The organism is Micromonospora qiuiae, assembly GCF_016863555.1.
Classification (GTDB): Bacteria; Actinomycetota; Actinomycetes; order Mycobacteriales; family Micromonosporaceae; genus Micromonospora; species Micromonospora qiuiae.
Genome location: NZ_BOPC01000177.1, coordinates 1 through 1,452 on the forward strand (window position 1 = coordinate 1; position 1,452 = coordinate 1,452).

A 1,452-nucleotide genomic window follows, 5' to 3' on the forward strand; every position below is an offset into this window, starting at 1 on the left:
GAACCGAGACGCGGTAGATCTCGAACTCGTTGCGGATGTTGCGGATCAGACGCATGTCGGTCAAATGCCCACCGACCAGGTTCACCAGGGCAGCCGAAGGTCCCTCGTCCGATTCGGCGAACTCCGCCGCCAGCAGGTCCCGCGACGAACGGTGCGTGAGAAACGGAACCATCGGAACGACCAGATCGAAAAACTTGGTCCTGTTCGCCGACGGGGCCGTCTCCCGAGCTGACGCACGAAGCCCCGCCCCACCGGCATCGGCGTCCGCGCCACCGTCTGGGACGGCGTCGACGTTGAGTTGTTCGAAGATGCTGTCGCGGACCGCGTACACGAACCGAACAGGCCGTGACCTGATCTGCTCGGAGTTGTTCAGGACCGTGTTCAGCTCGCGGAGCGTCTCGAAGATGTGCGGGTCCCGGAACCGGTCCAGATCCTCAAAGATCGCGACCCGGGTCCTCGTCCGCTGAAAGAAATAGACGATCTCGTCGAGATACTCATCGAAGTACGAGTTCTCCTTCGCGCTGAGCGTGACAGCTGCTCCGCCCGCGGAGATGCTCTCCACCCGCACCCGGCTCCGCAGAGCACGCCAACCCCAGAAACAGATCACGCCTACCAGCACGCCGAGCCCACCGACGATGGCCCACGGCACCCATCCATGGCTGGTGACCAGTGTTTGGGGACCCATCTTCTCCACGCGATTCACCAGCCCGAACAGGACCGCGATCACGAAGAACACCACCGCGACCACGGCAGCTCCAAACACCGCCGGCCAGGGCCTGAACGCGTCGATGCGGAAGTACCTCGACCCCGGCATGTCCGCGGGCGCCTTCCGGTAGAGCAGCTGCTTGACGATCTCCTTCTGAATGAGGTTCGTCAGTGGCGGGAGCGTCCCGTCAGGCTGGATGCGCGCCCGAGTCGTGTCATCGACGCCCAGACTCGACAGCGACAGGTTGACCCATTTGATTTTCCGCTTGTCCAGACCCTGCTGAACGCCGAGGATGACACTGCTCTTACCGCTGCCGTAGTGCCCCGCGAGCGCGATATTCGTCGCGGCGCGCACGGACCTGTCGGCCAAGGCCTCAAGGAGGACCGCCGCGTGCCGTCCGTGCAGGTTCTCGTCAAACGCGGGCCCGAGACTCCGAAGGACCGGGACGTCGGGCTGTGATGCGGACTGCCGGAACAGCCGAACTCGCGACATGGACGAAATCTTACGAACGCGGTCTGACGTGTTCCCAGCATGACAGCGCACCAGACGGCAGCATTTTCAGCACGCCCTCGGGTACGGATGCCACCCGGCACGACTGAGAAGGCAGGCAACGCGTGGCTATCGAGTACCGATTGACGCTGGCAGGGGACATCCCGCTGGAGCAGGTGGCCGCAGTCGCCGCCCCGGAAGGCGTCGAGGAGTCGACCCTGCCCGGCTACCCACGGCTGCTCGACGCGGACCTCACA

General features: G+C 64.3%; 1 protein-coding gene and 1 pseudogene. One reads left to right on the forward strand and one right to left on the reverse strand.

Annotation, left to right across the window (positions count from 1 at the left end; genetic code table 11):
• A partial coding sequence (locus Vqi01_RS30255) for a YobI family P-loop NTPase (protein WP_204038546.1) occupies positions 1–1,198 on the reverse strand: 1,198 nt, incomplete at its 3' end.
• A 122-nt stretch (positions 1,199–1,320) separates the two neighbouring features.
• Here Vqi01_RS30255 and Vqi01_RS31830 point away from each other — a divergent pair.
• Positions 1,321–1,452 (forward strand): annotated as a pseudogene (locus Vqi01_RS31830) (SitI3 family protein); the annotation flags it as partial.